13 protein-coding genes are annotated in these 14,864 nt (G+C 64.1%); 9 read left to right on the top strand and 4 right to left on the bottom strand.

Annotated features, from left to right (window positions below; genetic code table 11):
- The first annotated feature begins 119 nt into the window (after positions 1–119).
- Positions 120–821, top strand: coding sequence for a transcriptional repressor LexA (gene lexA / locus IVB32_RS11115; RefSeq protein ID WP_026233499.1), 702 nt, complete (start codon positions 120–122; stop codon positions 819–821).
- 493 nt (positions 822–1,314) lie between these two features.
- Entirely contained in the window at positions 1,315–1,749 is a 435-nt protein-coding gene (locus tag IVB32_RS11110) for a hypothetical protein (protein WP_018458088.1), read from the top strand.
- A gap of 138 nt (positions 1,750–1,887) precedes the next feature.
- On the opposite strand, the gene IVB32_RS11105 is transcribed toward IVB32_RS11110, so the two are convergent.
- The 4 genes from IVB32_RS11105 to IVB32_RS11090 form a co-directional block, all read right to left on the bottom strand.
- Positions 1,888–3,990: a ComEC/Rec2 family competence protein gene (locus IVB32_RS11105; RefSeq protein ID WP_247369905.1), complete on the bottom strand. Its 2,103-nt coding sequence runs from the start codon at positions 3,988–3,990 to the stop codon at positions 1,888–1,890.
- A gap of 271 nt (positions 3,991–4,261) precedes the next feature.
- A complete protein-coding gene (locus IVB32_RS11100) occupies positions 4,262–4,495 on the bottom strand; it encodes a DUF2171 domain-containing protein (RefSeq protein ID WP_007610829.1) in 234 nt (77 codons plus the stop codon).
- Positions 4,496–4,579: 84 nt separating this feature from the next.
- Positions 4,580–4,966: a nuclear transport factor 2 family protein gene (locus tag IVB32_RS11095; protein WP_247296578.1), complete on the bottom strand. Its 387-nt coding sequence runs from the start codon at positions 4,964–4,966 to the stop codon at positions 4,580–4,582.
- Positions 4,967–4,985: 19 nt separating this feature from the next.
- The gene (locus tag IVB32_RS11090) at positions 4,986–6,662 is read right to left on the bottom strand and encodes a glutamine--tRNA ligase/YqeY domain fusion protein (protein ID WP_247369902.1); all 1,677 of its coding nucleotides are present in this window, start codon (positions 6,660–6,662) and stop codon (positions 4,986–4,988) included.
- Between the two features lie 166 nt (positions 6,663–6,828).
- On the opposite strand from IVB32_RS11090, the gene gltX reads away from it, so the two are divergent.
- From gltX to IVB32_RS11055, 7 genes are all read left to right on the top strand, one after another.
- Positions 6,829–8,256 carry a glutamate--tRNA ligase gene (gene gltX / locus IVB32_RS11085; RefSeq protein WP_247296574.1) on the top strand — a complete coding sequence of 476 codons (1,428 nt, stop codon included), beginning with the start codon at positions 6,829–6,831 and terminating at the stop codon, positions 8,254–8,256.
- Positions 8,257–8,425: 169 nt separating this feature from the next.
- Entirely contained in the window at positions 8,426–9,730 is a 1,305-nt protein-coding gene (gene gltA, locus IVB32_RS11080) for a citrate synthase (protein ID WP_018458093.1), read from the top strand.
- A 177-nt stretch (positions 9,731–9,907) separates the two neighbouring features.
- Complete coding sequence (locus IVB32_RS11075) at positions 9,908–11,086, top strand: ROK family transcriptional regulator (RefSeq protein ID WP_247296572.1); 1,179 nt, start codon at positions 9,908–9,910, stop codon at positions 11,084–11,086.
- A gap of 57 nt (positions 11,087–11,143) precedes the next feature.
- On the top strand, positions 11,144–12,430 hold the full coding sequence (locus tag IVB32_RS11070) for an ABC transporter substrate-binding protein (RefSeq protein WP_247296570.1): 1,287 nt from the start codon (positions 11,144–11,146) through the stop codon (positions 12,428–12,430).
- Positions 12,427–13,350, top strand: a complete 924-nt coding sequence (locus IVB32_RS11065) for a sugar ABC transporter permease (RefSeq protein WP_085362119.1) — start codon at positions 12,427–12,429, stop codon at positions 13,348–13,350. Before IVB32_RS11070 ends, IVB32_RS11065 begins: the two co-directional genes overlap by 4 nt.
- The gene (locus tag IVB32_RS11060) at positions 13,343–14,200 is read left to right on the top strand and encodes a carbohydrate ABC transporter permease (protein ID WP_018458097.1); all 858 of its coding nucleotides are present in this window, start codon (positions 13,343–13,345) and stop codon (positions 14,198–14,200) included. Before IVB32_RS11065 ends, IVB32_RS11060 begins: the two co-directional genes overlap by 8 nt.
- Positions 14,201–14,210: 10 nt before the next feature.
- The coding region (locus IVB32_RS11055) for an ABC transporter ATP-binding protein (protein WP_247410365.1) at positions 14,211–14,864 on the top strand (654 nt) is incomplete at its 3' end.

The raw sequence follows: 14,864 nt of genomic DNA, 5'->3' as shown, positions 1-14,864 counted from the left end.
TGCGGAACATGTATCGAACATATAGTGTCTGTTCATGATTTGTTTCGAGCATGCAGCGGCTTATGGCCGAATTCAGCGTCTCGGAATCGGACGACATCAACCGGGGGACTTTGGTCGAGATGTTAACGCGCAAACAATACGAGCTTCTGCGGTTCATCAGTGAGCGTCTGAAGGAAAGCGGCGTGCCGCCCTCCTTCGACGAGATGAAGGATGCGCTCGATCTGCGCTCGAAGTCGGGCATCCATCGCCTGATCACGGCGCTCGAGGAGCGTGGCTTCATCCGACGCCTGCCCAACCGCGCCCGTGCGATTGAAGTCATCAAGCTGCCGGAGCTCCAGGCAGCCGCTGGCAGCCGCCGCGGCTTCACGCCGAGCGTCATCGAGGGCAATCTCGGCAAGGTGCGTGCGAGCGCGAGCCTGCCCGCTGACGAGGGCGAACGTCCCGTCGCGGTGCCGGTGATGGGCCGCATCGCGGCCGGCACGCCGATCGAGGCGTTGCAGACCCGCAGCCATACTATCAGCGTACCGCCTGACATGCTCGGCTCGGGCGAGCATTACGCGCTGGAAGTGCGCGGCGACTCGATGGTCGAAGCCGGCATTCTCGACGGCGACATGGCCCTGATCCAGCGCAACGAGAGCGCCGATACCGGCGACATCGTGGTGGCGCTGATCGACGACGAGGAAGCGACGCTGAAGCGCTTCCGCCGTCGCGGCGCCTCGATCGCGCTCGAGCCCGCCAACGCGGCCTATGAGGTCCGCATCCTGCCGCCCAACCGGGTGAAGATTCAGGGCAAGCTGATCGGGCTTTACCGGAAGTACTGATACCGGGAGTCTTTCTATCGGCAGTACTTCATATCGGAAGCACTTCATGCCGGAGGTGCTTGGCGCCTCGCGCGCTTCCGATCGGCATCGCCGGTCAGAGATTGGAGCGGATCATCGTCCGCTCCGGCTGGATAGCCTTTCTGGTTCTGCACAGACTATCCGGCCCCTCCTCCAACGCTGGCTCCTCGCCACGCCGACGAAGCAGCACCGCTTCAAGCAGCACCGCTTCGCGGCTCGGTTGTTCGAGGAAACAGCGACCAGCGGTCAAGTTCGGCCGTTGCAGCCAAGTTGGCAATGTTCGCGTACGCGCCTCCCGAATGCATCGCGGCGAGCTTTGTTCCTATTGAATTCGGGAAAGATAATGTGATCGCGGCTTGCGGAAGCCAGCCGCAGATTTGCCCACAACCAAGCAGAGCGTTCGTGCTTCCACTCTGATAGAGGCCTGCGCCTCGATAAGAGACGCGGGTTGCTATCCCAGCATGAGGAGCACCCGATGTGTGACTACAGCCTACATGCCGTCGCGTCGCGCCCCGCCGAAGTCGGCGAGACGATCGTCACGACAAGCTTCCGCGGCACCTCGACGCGCGGCTTCGCCTCTGCAGCCGATCCGTCTGTTGCCGTCTGCCTGCTGCCGGGGACGGAGCTCGCCTTCGCCGACGACGTCCGCTACGACAATCGCTGGATCTGGACGCGCACCATCAATTCCCGCGTGGGCAAGTTCGGCAAGATCGATCCGCACGTTCCCGACCGCCATCATGATGCGATCGAATTCCCCGACGGCAAATACGTGCTGGTGACGCAGCTCGTCGAAGGCCAGCGCGCGACGGTGCTGCAACTGCCGGTGACTCAGTCGGTCACCGAGCGCGAGCACAAGGCGCAGATCACCGCCGACAGGCAGCCGACCGTCACGCACCTGCCGATCGGCTGACAGAGCCGCCCTCCGGCTACGAAGTCGGAGGTCAGGATTGAATCGCCATCGCCGGCCGTGGCCGGCGAGATGGTGTGGTTTGCACCCCGCGAATCCGAACGGACGCACCGAACCACTGCGTTGCTCCGCACCATCAGATCAATCGTCGGCTTGCAGGTCGGTGTCCGCCGGCGTTGCGTCCTTGATGCGAGGCGCGGTCGACTTTGGCGCGAGGCTGCCGTCGAAATCACCCTCGCCGGCGCCGGCCGGCAACCAGGGGCGGCTCGTGCCTCTCGCCCTCACTGCCTGAACCACAAAACCGTCACCACGCTGCGTCAGCGCCAGCGCGCTCTGGCTGGCGAGCCGCTGCCGATCGACCACCATCGCCGCGCAATCGGGCGGCGCGGGACGTGTCGTCACCACCAGGGCGGCCCGACTGCAATCGTCTGCGAGAGCGTCGACGCGCAGTGCCAGCGCGACCAGCCTCCCGTCGGCCAGTGGCGTCACGCAGCCGGATTCGTCGCAGGACACGCCATCGGCAAGCGAGGCTCTGCCCGCATCGCGCGGATCGGCGTCGGCAGCGAGCCATTCCTTGAGCAGAAAGCTGTCCTTGTTCGTCCTGATCAGGTGCAGATATCCGTCCCTGCCCCGCACCGCGACGCTGGCGCCATCCCCGGCAATCAGGATGTCGGGCTGCCGCGCCGACAGTCCCCAGGGGATCGCTGCCAGCAGCACCAGGGCGCCGGACCAGCGCAGCGGCGTGCGCAACAAGCCGAGCACAATGATTCCCAGGCTCGCCGCGATCAGCGGCGCGATCCCGAACGCCGGGATGCGGCCCACCGCGCCCGGCAAGGCCGCGACCCAGCGCGAGACCGCGACCATCCACTCGATGCCAATCCCCATCAGCCACCAGAACACGCTGTCCAGCCCGAACGGCGCAGCAAGCAGCCCCAACAGCCCCGCCGGCATCACCAGCGCAGAGACCACCGGCATCGCGCCGAGATTGGCGAGCACGCCGAACGGCGTGACACGGTGGAAATGAAAGGCGGCATAGGGCGTCGTCGCAAGTCCCGCAATCAGCGAAGCCATGAACAGCATCGCAATCTCGCGCCCACCCCACATCGCAATGCGCGCAGTCGCCGAATTGTCCGGCGAGGCAAACAAATTGGGCATGTCGATCTGCACCAGTGCGACCAAGCCGAGCGTTGCCGCAAACGACATCTGAAAACTCGGATGCACCAGCGCTTCCGGCGCGACCGCCAGCACGATCAGCGCAGCCACAGCAAGCGTGCGGAAGGTGATGGCGCGGCGATCGACCATCACCGCGATCAGCACCACCGCCGTCATGAAGAACGACCTTTGCGTGGCGACCTCCGCGCCCGACAGCAGCAGGTAGAACGCAGCGGCGACCAGCGCGGCGGCGGCCGACCATTTCTTGATGGCGAAGCCGGCCGCCAATCCGGGGATCAGAGCGAGCAGCGCGCGCACCGCGAAGAACACGACGCCGGCAACGACGGCCATGTGATAACCGGAGATCGAGAGCACGTGGCCGAGGCCGGAGATGAACATCGCATCGTTGACGGGCGTGGTGATCGCATCGCGCCGCCCGGTGAGCAGCGCGGTCGCGATCGCCCGATTGTCGCCGTCGAGCGTCGCCCGGATGCGGGCATCGATCGCATCGCGCAGGCCTTGCATGAAGGCCGCGTAACGCAGCCGTAAGCCGCCGGTCTCAGGCGGCGACGCCACCGTGATGGCGCCCATCGCGAAGCCGGAGGCGCCGATGCCCTGGAAGAACATGTCACGCGAAAAGTCGTAGCTGCCGGGCCGCACCGGCGCGAGTGGCGGCATCAGCCGTGCCTTCAGCTGAACGAAGCTACCGACCTCCGGCGCGGTGCCCTTGCGGACCGACAGGCGCACGCGCTCGAGCCTGACGTCGCTGCGCTGCGCCTCCATCGCCGTGACGCGCAGCACGAAACGATCGGTACGCTCGCGGATGTCGCGAGCCTCGACGAAGCCCGACAACGACACCGAATAGAGCGCCCTTGCCAGCACCGGGTGGGCGATGCGCGCCGTCTTCCAGGTTGCGACGGCAAAGCCGGCCGCGACCGCCGCGATCATGATGGCCGGGGCGAACAGCCGGCTCCGCCGCAACAGAGCCGCGCCAAGCAGGAGCGCGATGGCGGTCGTGGCAACGACCCACAGCACCGGCTCATGATCGGCAGAGAAATAAAGCGCGATGCCGCAGCCAAACGCGACGGGCACCCACGGCAACAGCCGCCCGGCGCCCGCCTCGGCGCGCAGCCAGGCGCGGAGGGTCTCGGCCAGCGATGTCCAGAGGTCGAGGCCTGCAGGCGCGAGGCCGCCCGCGGACGCGGCGCGGCCCGCGGGCCACGTCCCCGCGATCCCTGCGATCGTACCGGCCGGCCCGGCTCCGCCATTCCCTGCACTCGATGATACGCAACGAAGCCAGAAGCTACCGGAACGTGCAGGTGGGCGGATAGCGGTACGGATCAGGAACGAAGGGGCGCGGCCGCTACTTTTCCTCTTCCATCGTCACGGCCACATCCGCCTTGGCCGACAGCCTGACCTTGTTGCCCTCGATATCGGCGACGAGGCCCTTGTCGATGAAGTGATGATGGCCCTTGTGGCTGCCCTCGCCGCTGTCCTTCTTGGTCAGCTTGATGCGATTGCCTTCGACCTTGTCGACGGTGCCGATGTGGACGCCGTCGGCGCCGATCACTTCCATATGCTCTGCGATGTTCTGCATGGTGGGTTCCTTGTTGGACCCACCCCAACGCGCGGGGAGCACGTTCGTTCTCTCACGAGAATGACGAAGCCGTGTGCCCGCTCGTCAGATCAGCGGCGCCTGCGACGAAGCATGGTGATTGACGATCTTCCAGTCGCCGTCCTCGCGCATGATGACCCAGCTCATCTTGACCGAGAAATCGGGGCGTTCGCCGGCGAGATCGAACGAGATGGTGGCGGCCATATTGATCAGATCAGGACCTGCCTGCGCCGCCGTCACCTCGGAAAACACCGCGCTCGGCTTGCGCCAGCGCGGCAGGCCGTTGAAATAGTCTGCGACGCCGGCCCTGCCCCGGTAGAGCTTTGGGTTGGAGCCGAAGAAGAAGGCATTCCTCGCATAGAGCGATGAGAGCGCGGCCGCATCGAGCGTGGCGAAGCCGGCGCGCCATTTCGCGATGATGGCGGAAACGATAGCGTCGGCTTCGTTGCTCATTGTGGCCTCGCAGCTCTTTTCAGCCTTTGGCAACTTCCTTCGCGAACGTGTCGCGCAGACCGATAGTCCTGGAAAATACCGGTCTGTCGGACGTCGAGTCCTTGTCGCGCACGAAATAGCCCTGGCGCTCGAACTGCATCGGCTCGGTCGAATTGCTTTCCGCGACCGATGCCTCGACGCGGGCATTAGCAAGAATTTCCAGTGACTGCGGATTGAGGTCGGCGGTGAAGTTCGAGGCGTCCGGGCTCGGTTTGGCAAACAGCTGATTGTAGATGCGGATTTCCGCGGGCACGGATGTCGCCGCCGGCAGCCAGTGCATGGTGGCCTTGACCTTGCGGCCATCGGGCGCGTTGCCGCCCTTGGTCGCGGGATCGTAGGTGCAGCGCAGCTCCACCACCTCGCCGGCATCGTTCTTGATCACGCCGATGCACTTGACGAAATAGGCGTAGCGCAGCCGCACCTCGTTGCCCGGCGACAGACGGAAGAACTTTTTCGGCGGGTTCTCCATGAAGTCGTCCTGCTCGATATAGAGCTCACGGCCGAACGTGATCTTGCGGGTGCCGGCGGAGGGATCATCCGGATGGTTGATCGCCTCGAGCTCCTCGGTCTGCCCCTCGGGATAATTCTCGATCACGACCTTGAGCGGCTTAAGCACCGCCATGCGCCGCTGCGACGTGCGGTTCAATTCCTCGCGGATGCAGAATTCCAGCATGCCGACGTCGACCACGCTATTGGCTTTCGCAACGCCGATGCGCTTGACGAATTCGCGAAGCGCGGCCGGCGGCACGCCGCGGCGGCGCATGCCCGCCATGGTGGGCATGCGCGGGTCGTCCCAGCCCGCGACATGGCCCTCGCGGACGAGCTGGGTCAGCACACGCTTGGACAGCAGCGTGTAGGTCAGGTTCAGCCGCGCGAATTCGTACTGGTGCGGCTTCGAGGGCACCGGCAGCTTCTCGATGAACCAGTCGTAGAGCGGCCGATGGTCCTCGAACTCCAGCGTGCAGATCGAGTGCGTGATGCCTTCGATGGCGTCCGACTGGCCGTGGGCATAGTCGTAGCTTGGATAGATGCTCCATTTGGTCCCGGTGCGCGGATGGTGCGCATGCAGGATGCGGTACAGCACGGGGTCGCGCAGATTGATGTTGCCCGCCCCCATGTCGATCTTGGCCCGCAGCACGCGCGCGCCGTTCGGGAATTCGCCCGCCTTCATGCGACGGAACAGGTCGAGGTTTTCATCCACGGTGCGATCGCGGAACGGCGAGTTCTTGCCGGGCTCGGTCAGCGTGCCGCGCGCAAGACGAATCTGCTCCTGGGTCTGGTCATCGACATAGGCGAGCCCGTCGCGGATCAGCTGCTCCGCCCATTCGTAGAGGCGGTCGAAATAGTCCGAAGCGAAGAACAGGTTCTTGCCCCAGTCGAAGCCGAGCCAGCGCACGTCGGCCTGGATGGAATCGATATATTCCTGCTCTTCCTTGACCGGATTGGTGTCGTCGAAGCGCAGATGGCAACGGCCCGGAAACTCTTGGGCGATGCCGAAATTGAGCGCGATCGACTTGGCGTGGCCGATATGGAGATAACCGTTCGGCTCCGGCGGGAACCGGGTCACGATCTCCTTGTATTTGGCCTGCTCGAGGTCGGCCTGGATGATGTCACGAATGAAATCGCGCCCAACCTCGTTCGCCACCGGTTCTGTCATTACGAAAATCCTGTAGGGAAATCAGCGGCCCTTCTGCCAAATTCCCTTGGCTGAGCCAAGGGCTTAAGCAAGGTCTCAAGCAACCCTTGGCGGTCCGCTGCCGGGCTTTAGTTATGCTCCGGTCCTGTTATATACCAGCGCCTCCAATGCATAGGCCCTGCCAAGAATGACCTCTCCCGTCGTCACCCGTTTCGCTCCTTCGCCGACCGGCTTCCTCCATATCGGGGGCGCGCGCACGGCGCTGTTCAACTGGCTCTATGCGAAGAAGCACGGCGGCAAGATGCTGCTCCGGATCGAGGACACCGACCGGGAGCGCTCCACCGAGGCCGCGATCGGCGCCATCCTCGACGGCCTGAAATGGCTGGAGCTCGGCTGGGATGGCGACGTCATCTACCAGTTCAGCCGCGCCGCCCGCCACCGCGAGGTCGCCGAGCAGCTGCTCGCCGACGGCAAGGCCTATCGCTGCTACGCCACCGCCGAGGAGCTCACCGCGATGCGCGAGAAGGCGCGCGAAGAGGGGCGCACCCGCCTCTATGACGGCCTGTGGCGCGACCGCGATCCGGCGACGGCCCCAACCGACGTGAAGCCCACCATCCGGCTCCGTGCGCCCCAGACCGGTGAGACCGTGATCGAAGACCAGGTCCAGGGCCGCGTGGTCTGGCAGAACGAGAATCTGGATGACCTCGTCCTGCTGCGCGGCGATGGCAACCCGACCTACATGCTCGCTGTGGTGGTCGACGATCACGACATGGGCGTCACCCACGTCATCCGCGGCGACGACCATTTGATCAACGCGGCCCGCCAAAAGCAGATCTACGACGCGATGGGCTGGACGCTGCCGAGCATGTCCCACATCCCCCTGATTCATGGCCCGGACGGCTCAAAGCTCTCCAAGAGGCACGGCGCGCTTGGCGTCGATGCCTACCGCGCCATGGGGTACCTCCCGTCCGCGCTCCGCAACTATCTCGTCCGGCTCGGCTGGAGCCATGGCGACCAGGAAATCTTCTCGACGGAGGAGATGATCGCGGCGTTCGATCTTGCCAGCGTCGGCCGCGCAGCAGCGCGCTTCGATTTTGCCAAGCTGGAAAACCTCAACGGCCACTACATCCGCAATGCCGACGATCAATCACTCGTGAAGATGTTCGAGGACGTGCTCGACCACGTCGTGCCCAGCCGCGACGAGCTTAAGGCCAAGTTAAACGACACCACGCGCGCGCAGCTCCTGAAGGCCATGCCGGCCCTGAAGGAGCGCGCCAAGACGCTGATCGAGCTGATCGACAGCGCCTATTTCATTTTCGCGGACCGGCCGCTGGAGCTTGACCCGAAGGCGGCGGCGCTGCTGACGCCTGAGAACCGCAAGCTGATCGGCCAGCTTCATTCCGCGCTGGAGAAAGTCGAGACGTGGAGCGCGGCCAATGCGGAAGCCGCGCTGCGCGCCTTTGCCGAGGAAAATAGTCTCAAGCTCGGCGCGGTCGCCCAGCCGCTGCGGGCCGCGCTGACCGGACGGACGACGTCGCCCGGCATATTCGAGGTTTTGGACGTCCTGGGACGCCAGGAAAGCCAGGGCCGGCTTAAGGATCAGGCTAAGGACTAGCTGAGGGCCAGCCTACGACGTAAGTCGACCATGCGTGGCGCCATCTTGCAGCGCACACAGCAATAATATACCCATCTCACCCGTACCTTCTGGAACATCCGGCCTGCCCCGCGATATCTCATCGGGGCCTCCGGGTCCGGCCCGTTTCACCATACATCGGGGACCTCTGATGGACGCCAAACCAAGCAATAAGACCGCCACACTGACGGTCGGAAACAAGAATTTCGATCTTCCGATCCACAGCGGCAGCGTCGGGCCCGACGTCATCGATATCGGCAAGCTCTACGGCCAGTCCGGCCTGTTCACCTACGATCCGGGCTTCACCTCGACCGCGAGCTGCCAGTCCAAGATCACCTATATCGACGGTGACGCGGGCGTGCTGGAATACCGCGGCTATCCGATCGAACAGCTCGCCGAGAATGGCGACTTCCTCGAGACCTGCTATCTGCTGCTGTTCGGGGAGCTTCCGACCGCCGCGCAGAAGAAGGATTTCGACGACCGCGTGATCCATCACACGATGGTGCACGAGCAGATGGCCCGCTTCTTCCAGGGCTTCCGCCGCGACGCCCATCCGATGGCGATCATGGTAGCGGCTGTCGGCGCGCTCGCCGCGTTCTATCACGACTCAACCGACATCAACGATCCGAAGCAGCGCATGATCGCCTCCATGCGCATGATCGCCAAGATCCCGACGCTGGCTGCGATGGCCTACAAATACACGGTCGGCCAGCCCTTCGTGTATCCGAAAAACTCGCTGAAGTTCGCCGAGAACTTCCTGCACATGTGCTTTGCCGTGCCGTGCGAGGACTACAAGATCAACCCGGTGCTGGCTGACGCGCTGGACAAGATCTTCATCCTGCACGCCGACCACGAGCAGAACGCCTCGACCTCGACCGTGCGTATCGCCGGCTCCTCCGGCGCCAACCCGTTCGCCTGCATCGCGGCCGGCATCGCCTGCCTGTGGGGCCCGGCCCATGGCGGCGCCAACGAAGCAGCGCTCGCGATGCTCGCCGAGATCGGCTCGGTCGACAAGATCCCCGAGTTCATCGCCAAGGTGAAGGACAAGAACTCTGAAGTCCGCCTGATGGGCTTCGGTCACCGCGTCTACAAGAACTACGATCCGCGCGCCAAGATCATGCAGAAGATGTGTCACGCCGTGCTCAAGGAGACCGGCCATGGCGACGATCCGATGCTGAAGGTGGCGCTCGAGCTCGAGAAGATCGCGCTCAGCGACCAGTACTTCATCGACCGCAAGCTCTACCCGAACGTCGACTTCTATTCGGGCATCACGCTGAAGGCGATGGGCTTCCCGGTCTCGATGTTCACCGTGCTGTTCGCGGTCGCCCGCACCGTCGGCTGGATCAGCCAGTGGAGCGAGATGATCGAGGATCCGCAGCAGAAGATCGGCCGTCCGCGCCAGCTCTACACCGGCGTCACCCGCCGCGACTACGTTGCGATCAACAACCGGAAGTAAGATCGAGCCCATCACGGCTTTCGAAGCGGCGCCATCTCCGGATGGCGCCGTTTTGTTTTGCACGGACACAACCCTGCTGCCGCGCACAACAACAAGTCGGCGCAATATCTCGGCCGACGCTTGACGTCGCAACGCTTCGCGCGCAAATTCTTACTCTAAGTAAGAATGACGACAGGGATGGAAATGCCGGAGCAGCCGAGAAGTCGGCGGCAGACGCGTGCTGCCATTTTGATTCATCTGCTTCAGTCAGGCGCGTCGTTTCGCCCGCCGCTGGCCAAGGCCGTGCGCCTGTCGGAAGCGAGCCTGTCGCGCATCCTGTTCGATCTGAAGGCCGAAGGCCTGATCGAGGAAGTGCGGCGCCCTGCCCCTTATGTCGGCGGCCCGACGGGCCTCGTGTCACTCGATAAAGCGGTGGCGCTCGCGGCGTTCGAGCTGACCACTCAGCGGCTCAGCGTCGGGGTCGGGGGCCTGTCGGGCGAACTGCACTACACCGGGCATGTGCCGCTGCCGAAGACGCCGACCGTCGCGACGGTCGGCCGGGCGTTTCGCGAAGCGATGACATTGCTGCGCGAGTGGACGCGGCGTCGACGTATCCCCCTCGCACAGATCGGCGTCTCGATCCCGGGTCTCGGCCGGCTGGGCGCGTCAGGCAATCCGATCATTCCCTGCGATGTCGGGCGGATCAGCGAGATGTTCGGCGAGACGCTTCCCGGCGTGCGGGTCGAGTTCACCAATTCGGTCGTCGCGCACGCCATCTTTCACCGTTGCCGCACGGAGCATTATCCATTCAGCGGCGCGCATCTCTTCGTCTTCGTCGGTCAGGGCGTCGCGGGCACCTGGATGGATGACGCGGTCGAGGACGATGCCCTCCAGCCGGTCGAGCTCGGCCACATGGTGTTCGGAGCCGACGGACCAATTTGCCGCTGCGGTCATCATGGCTGCGTCGAGGCTTATACGTCGCTTCCCGCTTTGGCCGAGCTTCTTGGCGTCGCGGAAGCCGAGTTGCTTGAGCTCGGCAGCGAGTGGGTGACCGCGATGCCGCTCTCGTCGCGCGTGCGGCAGGAATTGCGCCGGCGGCTGTTCCGGCTTGGCCTTGCGATCGGCAATACGCTAAACGTGAAGCCATGCAAGGGCGTCGCGATCAGCGGCTGGCCGTCGCTCCTCACCGAGGACGATCGCAACGCGCTCGTCGAGGGGATCGACGCCAGCCTGTTGGGCGGCCGCAAACACGCGCAAGTGTCGCTCGCTTTCGTGCCGCCGTCGAACGGCAACGATCCGCGGGCGGCGCTGGCATTCGCGTCTTTCTGCCTCGCTTGCCGCGGCGGCATGCCGGCCGCATCGGCCGAGGCCGCCTGACGTACCTGATGCCGCGCGGCTCTCGCGCGAAAGAGTTCACACCGGGAGGAAATTGCCATGCCGATCACGACAACAAGGCGCCAACTGCTCGCCGGATCTGCGGCCGCGCTCGCGCTGCCGGCATTCGCCCGCGCGCAAGGCGCGATCAAGCCGCGTCTGACTGCGATCTCGCAATGGTCCGCAGGTAGCGATGGGGCGGCCATCACGGCACTCGGCAAGAAATTCGAGGAGAAAGGCGGGGTTTGGCAGCACTCGCCCGTCCCCGGCTTCACCACCGAGATGATGAACAAGCTGCGTGCCCAGATCATGGCCGGCGATCCGCCGGCCTGCTCGCAGCTCAAAGGTCCCGAGATCGCGGCCTGGTCCAAGATTGCCCCAACCGTCGATCTCGATGCCGTCGTCGCTGCCGCCGACTACGAAAAGGTTGTCGCTCCGGATCTTGCAAAATTGCACAAGCCGGGAGGCAAGTGGATTGCACTGCCGTTGCAGATCTACAGCACCAACATGCTGTTTCTCTCCAAACGCGCGATGGACAAGGCCAAGGCCGACAAGGTCCCCGTCACATGGGCTGAGTTCAACGACCTCGCCGAGAAGATGAAAGCAGGCGGCGTCCCCTATCCCATCGCCAACGGTGGCACCCGCCCGGACGACGGCCAGAAATTCGAGGCCGCTTTGGCGGGCATCAGCCCCACCGCTTACCGCGCAGCCATCATGAATCTCGACAAGAAGGCCCTGGAGGGCCCCGAGATAAAGGCTGCCTTCGTACAGGTGCGCAAGATTGCCGACTGGATGGACCCCAACGTCGGCGCCCAGCACTTTTCGACCAACTTGAAGCGCTTTGTCGACGGCGACATGGGGATGATGATCATGGGCGGGTGGGCGCAGGGCGTCTTGCGCAACGCCGGCTTCAAGTTCGAGGACTTCATCATCGCCCCGGGCCCGAGCGACAATAGCAAGCCGGTCTTCCTGTTGAATGCCGATGCCTTCATATTCTGGCAGCGCAAGGAGCCCGACCTGCAGGCCGGCCAGACGCTGATGGCCCAGCTCGTCATGGATCCGGCGATCCAGACTATGTATTCGCAGATCACGGGATCGATCCCCGTGCGCACCGATGTCGATCTCTCCGGCGAAGGCTGGTCGGACGGGCAACGGCGGACCGCAGCAGCCCTGAAAGACGCGATTGCCAGCAATCAGGCCGTCCTCAGCCTTGCGCACAACATGGCGCAGGAAAACGGCATGACCGCAGCGATGATCGACGTGATCACGGAGTACGTGAAGAACAAGACGATCAAGCCGGAGCAAGCGGCCATACGCCTCGCCGAAGCCGTCGAGAGCTCACGTTGACGATCGCCGTCTCGACAACACCGGGCCGGCCGGCGGCCTCTGGCTGGGTACGCCGGCTGCCTGAATATCTGACGATCTGGGTGCCGCTGCTGTTGTCCGCCGCGCATCTCATTGCGTTTACGCTGTGGACGATCTGGATATCGTTCACGCCGTCCACTCTGGTCCCGGTCTCGGGCTGGGTCGGCTTGCGCAACTATTCTGCGGTCGCCGCATCGCGGAACTGGCAGATTGCCTTGGACAATCTGCTGCTGTTTGGCAGCGCCTTCGTGTTGCTGAGCCTGGCGACCGGTCTCATCCTTGCGATCCTGCTCGATCAGCGCATTCGCGGCGAGAACCTGCTGCGGTCCATCTTCCTCTATCCTCTGGCGGTGTCATTCGTGGTCACCGGCACGGTCTGGAGTTGGCTGCTCAATCCCGGCCTCGGGATCCAGAAGCTGGTCCGCGACCTCGGCTGGACCTCCTTCCGGTTCGACTGGCTGATCGACCGCGACATGGCCATTTGGACCATTGTCATCGCTGCGATCTGGCAATCGTCCGGTTTCGCCATGGCGCTGTTCCTCGCCGGCCTTCGCTCCGTCGACGCCGACCTGATCAAGGCCGCGCAGATCGACGGCGCCGGACCGATCCGAATGTACCGGCGTGTCATCCTGCCGACCCTTTGGCCGATCACCATCACCGTCATCGTCATCCAGCTGCAGTTCGCGATTTCGACCTTCGACCTCGTCCGCGCGCTCACCAATGGCGGACCCGGGATCGCCACCCAGCTGCCGGCCCTCGTCGTCTATGACCTGATGTTCCAGCGCAGCCTGCTCGGACGCGGAGCGGCGGCGGCAGTGCTCATGTTGCTCATTCTTCTTGCGGTTTTGCTGCCCTATGCAGCGTGGCGTTATGTCCAGCGGCGGCGGGCAATCCATGCGTGAGCGAACCATCGCGCCAAGCCGGATTCTGATCTATCTCGTCGTCTCGCTGATCGCTGCAGCATGGCTCGCGCCATTGGTTGTTGTCGTGCTGAACTCGCTCCGCACCAATGAGGAGATCGCGCAGGCGTCGATGATCGGCTGGCCGAAGCAATGGGCATGGAGCAACTACGCCGCGGCCTGGAGCGGTTTCTGCGTCGCCGAGACCTGCGCCGGCATCCGGCCGTACATGCTGAACTCCGCGCTCGTCACGATTCCCGCGACGATTTTCTCGACCCTGCTCGGTGCTGTCGCCGGTTACGCTGTGTCGCTCTGGCGTTTTCGCGGCGATAACTGGATCTACGGCATCGTGACCCTCGGCCTCTTCCTTCCCCAGCAGATGCGCTTGCTTCCCTGGACCATCGTGTTGCGCGATACGGGCCTGATGAACACGCTAACGGGCCTGGTCGTGATCCACACGATCCAGGGACTCTCCTTTACGGTCTTGTTCTGCCGAAACTACTACACTGCCATCCCGCAGGATTTGATAAGAGCTGCGCGCATCGATGGCGCAGGGTTCTTTCGTATTTTCTGGCGCATCATCCTGCCGCTCTCGCCGCCTATTCTGGTCGTCACCGTGATCTGGCAGTTCACGCATATCTGGAACGAATTTCTCTACGGCGTGACATTCACGACTGGTCAGCAACAGCCCGTCACCGCCGCGCTGATCGCGCTATCCGCAGCAGTCGCGGACATCCCGCAGCATGGCGTGCAGAGCGCGGCGGTGATGATCGCCGCCCTGCCGACCCTGCTGATCTATCTGATCGGCGGCAAGTATTTCGTGCGCGGCCTCACCGCCGGGGCCGTGAAATGATCGGATTGTCATGGCAGCCCTAAGCATTCGCTCCTTGTCCAAGCGCTACGCCAATCTGGAGGTGCTGAAGGGCATCGATCTCGACATCGAGAGCGGCGAATTCACCGTGCTCGTTGGCCCATCCGGCTGCGGCAAGTCCACGCTGCTCAACATCATCGCCGGGCTCGACCTCCCGAGCGCAGGCACCGTGGAAATCGGCGGACGTATCGTCAACGACATTCCGCCGAAGGACCGCGACATCGCGATGGTGTTCCAGTCCTACGCGCTCTATCCGTCGATGACGGTGCGCCAGAACATCACCTTCGGCATGGAATGCCGTCACGTCCCGAAGGCCGAGCAGGAAAAGGCGCTGGCGAATGTGGCCAGGCTGCTCCAGATCGAGCCGCTGCTCGGCCGCAAGCCCTCGCAGCTCTCCGGCGGCCAGCGCCAGCGTGTGGCGATGGGCCGTGCGCTGGTGCGCGATCCCCTGCTCTTCCTGTTCGACGAGCCGCTCTCCAATCTCGACGCCAAGCTGCGCGTCGAGATGCGGATGGAGATCAAGCGGCTGCACCAGCGCATCGGCGCCACCATCGTCTATGTCACACACGATCAGATCGAGGCGATGACGATGGCGACGCGCATTGCCGTGATGCATCGCGGCGTGGTGCAGCAGTTTGCCGACCCG

This window comes from Bradyrhizobium sp. 23 (assembly GCF_023073295.1).
Lineage (GTDB): Bacteria > Pseudomonadota > Alphaproteobacteria > Rhizobiales > Xanthobacteraceae > Bradyrhizobium > Bradyrhizobium canariense_D.
Note: the sequence above shows the minus strand (reverse complement) of the source record. Positions and strands in the feature narration are given on the sequence as shown.

Excerpts from the sequence above, each read along its gene's own strand:
- lexA (WP_026233499.1), top strand. The coding sequence starts at position 120 with ATGTTAACGCGCAAACAATACGAGCTTCTGCGGTTCATCAGTGAGCGT.
- IVB32_RS11110 (WP_018458088.1), top strand. The coding sequence starts at position 1,315 with ATGTGTGACTACAGCCTACATGCCGTCGCGTCGCGCCCCGCCGAAGTC.
- IVB32_RS11100 (WP_007610829.1), bottom strand. The coding sequence starts at position 4,495 with ATGCAGAACATCGCAGAGCATATGGAAGTGATCGGCGCCGACGGCGTC.
- IVB32_RS11095 (WP_247296578.1), bottom strand. The coding sequence starts at position 4,966 with ATGAGCAACGAAGCCGACGCTATCGTTTCCGCCATCATCGCGAAATGG.
- IVB32_RS11090 (WP_247369902.1), bottom strand. The coding sequence starts at position 6,662 with ATGACAGAACCGGTGGCGAACGAGGTTGGGCGCGATTTCATTCGTGAC.
- gltX (WP_247296574.1), top strand. The coding sequence starts at position 6,829 with ATGACCTCTCCCGTCGTCACCCGTTTCGCTCCTTCGCCGACCGGCTTC.
- gltA (WP_018458093.1), top strand. The coding sequence starts at position 8,426 with ATGGACGCCAAACCAAGCAATAAGACCGCCACACTGACGGTCGGAAAC.
- IVB32_RS11075 (WP_247296572.1), top strand. The coding sequence starts at position 9,908 with ATGGAAATGCCGGAGCAGCCGAGAAGTCGGCGGCAGACGCGTGCTGCC.
- IVB32_RS11070 (WP_247296570.1), top strand. The coding sequence starts at position 11,144 with ATGCCGATCACGACAACAAGGCGCCAACTGCTCGCCGGATCTGCGGCC.
- IVB32_RS11060 (WP_018458097.1), top strand. The coding sequence starts at position 13,343 with ATGCGTGAGCGAACCATCGCGCCAAGCCGGATTCTGATCTATCTCGTC.